The organism is Streptomyces sp. NPDC040545, assembly GCF_055595065.1.
On record NZ_JBVIWA010000037.1, the window covers coordinates 34,080 to 37,032 of the forward strand.

Genomic DNA, 2,953 nt, shown 5'->3' on the forward strand with positions numbered 1-2,953 from the left:
GCAGAACCCCCCCCAAAAGCAGAGGGGTGCCCAACCCTCACAAGAAGACCCCCCCCCCCCCCCCCCCCCCCCCCCCCCCCCCCCCGGCCCCCCCTCGGGCCGTGTCGTGAAGACCCGCCGCGCGCTGCACCGCAGCGGTGCGTGCAGCGCGTCGGAATCCGCGGGCCGAGCCGGAGGCTAGAGGTTGCCGCGCTTGTCCTGCTCGCGCTCGATCGCCTCGAACAGGGCCTTGAAGTTGCCCTTGCCGAAGCCCATCGAGCCGTGCCGCTCGATGATCTCGAAGAAGACCGTCGGACGGTCCTGCACCGGCTTGGTGAAGATCTGCAGCAGGTAGCCGTCCTCGTCGCGGTCGGCCAGGATCTTCAGCTCGCGCAGCTCGTCGATCGGCACGCGGGTGTCGCCGACCCACTCGCCGAGGGTGTCGTAGTACGTGTCCGGGACGGACAGGAACTGGACGCCCGCCGCGCGCATGGAGCGGACCGTCGAGACGATGTCGTTCGAGGCCAGCGCGATGTGCTGGACACCGGGGCCGTTGTAGAACTCGAGGTACTCGTCGATCTGCGACTTCTTCTTCGCGATCGCCGGCTCGTTGATCGGGAACTTGACCTTCTTGGTGCCGTCCGCGACCACCTTGGACATCAGCGCCGAGTACTCGGTCGCGATGTCGTCGCCCACGAACTCCTTCATGTTCGTGAAGCCCATGACCTTGTTGTAGAACGCGACCCACTCGTTCATCCGGCCGAGCTCGACGTTGCCGACGCAGTGGTCGATGGCCTGGAAGGTGCGCTTGGCCGGGGGCTCGACCATCGGCTCGACGGCCTCGTAGCCGGGCAGGTACGGGCCGGTGTAGCCGCCGCGCTCGACCAGCGTGTGACGGGTCTGGCCGTAGGTCGCGATGGCGGCCAGCACGACCGTGCCGTTCTCGTCCTTGACCTCGTACGGCTCGTCCAGCCCGCGGGCGCCCTGCTCGACGGCGTACGCGTACGCCGCGCGGACGTCCGGGACCTCGATGGCGAGGTCGATCACTCCGTCGCCGTGCTCGGTGACGTGCTCGGCGAGGAAGCGGCCGTGGTCGGTCGTCGCCTTGATGACAGAGGTCAGCACGAAGCGCGCGGAGCCGTTGGTCAGGACGTAGCTGGCGGTCTCGCGCGAGCCGGTCTCCGGTCCGGAGTAGGCCACGAGCTTCATGCCGAAGGCGGTCGAGTAGTAGTGCGCGGCCTGCTTGGCGTTGCCGACGGCGAAGACGACCGCGTCCATGCCCTTCACCGGGAAGGGGTCGGCCTCACGCGCGGTGTGCGGGGTGGTGTCGAGGGTCTCAGTCATGAGCGCAGAGTCCCGCCGATCCACAAGCTGCGCAATAGTTTCCTGTTTGACTGTACAAACTGCCCAGGATGACCGCAGGCTGTGTGAAACATCTGTGCACTATGACCACCCGCGAGCACGCGTGAGCACCCGGAGGCATCCATGGGCATCGACGAACTCGACGGCCGGCTCATCGTCCTGCTCGCCCGCGAGCCGCGGATCGGGGTGCTGGAGGCCTCGCGGCGGCTCGGGGTGGCCCGCGGGACCGTGCAGGCACGCCTGGACCGGCTCCAGTCGAACGGGGTCATCCGCGGGTTCGGCCCGCAGGTCGACCCCACGGCCCTCGGGTATCCGGTGACCGCGTTCGCGACGCTGGAGATCAAGCAGGGGCAGGGGGCCGACGTACGGGCGCACCTGAACGGGGTGCCGGAGGTGCTGGAGCTGCACACCACCACCGGGCACGGGGACATGCTGTGCCGGCTGGTGGCCCGGTCCAACGCCGACCTCCAGCGGGTGATCGACCGGGTCGTCGGCTTCGAGGGGATCGTGCGGGCCTCGACGGCGATCGTGATGGAGAACCCCGTACCGCTGCGGATCATCCCGCTGGTGGAGCAGGCGGCGGAGGACGACACCCGGGCCTGACGAAAGGAGTTGCAAAGAAACCCTTGCACACAAGTCTTTGCAAGCCTATCGTCGAGCCATGCCCGAAGAGCCGGTAGCACCTGCGGGGCCCGCAGAGCCCAACGTCCGTACGCTAGACGCCCGTTCACTGCGCGGACTCGCCCACCCCCTGCGCATCCGCCTGCTGGGCGCGCTGCGTCACGACGGCCCCGCGACCGCCTCCCAACTGGCGGGCCGGTTCGGGGAGTCGAGCGGAGCCACCAGCTACCACCTGCGCCAGCTCGCGGCGCACGGGTTCGTCGAGGACGCACCCGAGCACGGCAAGGGCCGCGAACGCTGGTGGCGGGCCGTGTACGACGGCACGGCGTTCGACGAGACGCTGACGCTCGACGAGGACCCCGCCGTGCGCGGTGCGGCGGACCTCTTCCTGCACGAGATCGCGACGATCCACACGCAGGAGCTGAGCACCTGGCTCGGCGACGCCCACACCTGGCCGACGGAGTGGCGGCGCGGTGCGGACATGAGCGACTTCACCCTGCACCTGACCCCCGCGCAGAGCCACGAGCTGATCCACAAGATGCACGACCTGATCAACAGCTACCGCGACCTGCCGGCCTCGCAGGACACGAAGGCGGTCCGCGTCCACACGCATGCCTTTCCTCGCAAAGCCTCGGGGTAGCGGGGCCGGTCCCCTGCGGGGTGCCCTGCGGTCGGCTCGGCGGCACGGATCCCTCCTGCCGAGGTGGGGCGCCTCAAACGCCGGCCGCTCCCCTGCGGGGGCTCGGCAGTTCACGGCGCGGGCTGCCCCTGCGGGGTGCCCTGCGGTCGGCTCGGCGGCACGGATCCCTCCTGCCGAGGTGGGTCGCCTCAATCGTCGGCCGGTCCCCTGCGGGTGCTCGGCAGTTCACGGCGCGGGCTGCCCCTGCGGGGGCGGAGCGCCTCAATCGCCGGCGGGGCTGGGTGGTGTGGGTCGGTGCCCCGCACGAGGGTCTCCTCGGCTCGGCGCGTGCGGGCTCGTCACGGCCAGGCG

The 2,953-nt window shown here is 70.1% G+C and carries 3 protein-coding genes; 2 read left to right on the top strand and 1 reads right to left on the bottom strand.

Annotation, left to right across the window (positions count from 1 at the left end):
- Positions 1-177 precede the first annotated feature (177 nt).
- On the bottom strand, positions 178-1,323 hold the full coding sequence (gene hppD / locus ACZ573_RS37510) for a 4-hydroxyphenylpyruvate dioxygenase (protein WP_471313216.1): 1,146 nt from the start codon (positions 1,321-1,323) through the stop codon (positions 178-180).
- 141 nt (positions 1,324-1,464) lie between these two features.
- On the opposite strand from hppD, the gene ACZ573_RS37515 reads away from it, so the two are divergent.
- Positions 1,465-1,944 (top strand): Lrp/AsnC family transcriptional regulator, encoded by a 480-nt coding sequence (locus ACZ573_RS37515; protein WP_033226610.1) that lies wholly within the window; start codon positions 1,465-1,467, stop codon positions 1,942-1,944.
- Positions 1,945-2,002: 58 nt separating this feature from the next.
- Entirely contained in the window at positions 2,003-2,602 is a 600-nt protein-coding gene (locus ACZ573_RS37520) for an ArsR/SmtB family transcription factor (protein WP_471313220.1), read from the top strand.
- Positions 2,603-2,953 lie beyond the last annotated feature (351 nt).